General features: G+C 50.3%; 1 tRNA gene and 2 rRNA genes. All 3 read left to right on the forward strand.

The features are described 5' to 3' along the window. Positions 1-74: ribosomal RNA gene (rrf, locus tag ACVA6Q_RS24575) — 5S ribosomal RNA — on the forward strand; the annotation flags it as partial. A gap of 63 nt (positions 75-137) precedes the next feature. Further along, positions 138-213: transfer RNA gene (locus tag ACVA6Q_RS24580), tRNA-Thr, on the forward strand. Between the two features lie 48 nt (positions 214-261). Then, positions 262-370, forward strand: a 5S ribosomal RNA gene (rrf, locus tag ACVA6Q_RS24585); the annotation flags it as partial.

The following is a 370-nucleotide window of genomic DNA, read 5'->3' on the forward strand; positions in this document are numbered from 1 at the left end:
AACTCAGAAGTGAAACGCAATAGCGCCGATGGTAGTGTGGGGCTTCCCCATGTGAGAGTAGGACATCGCCAGGCTTTAAATTTTAAAGAGCCCGTTTGAAAAGACGGGCTTTTTTAGTCCTGAAGGACAACCACGATGCTGATATAGCTCAGGTGGTAGAGCGCATCCTTGGTAAGGATGAGGTCCCCAGTTCGAGTCTGGGTATCAGCACCAGTATTTAGAGTCATCTTGCAGCGCAAGGTGCACCCAAGCAAGATTTTGTTTGGCGACCATAGCATTGTGGACCCACCTGATTCCATGCCGAACTCAGAAGTGAAACGCAATAGCGCCGATGGTAGTGTGGGGCTTCCCCATGTGAGAGTAGGACATC

This window comes from Vibrio sp. DNB22_10_4 (genome assembly GCF_052879755.1).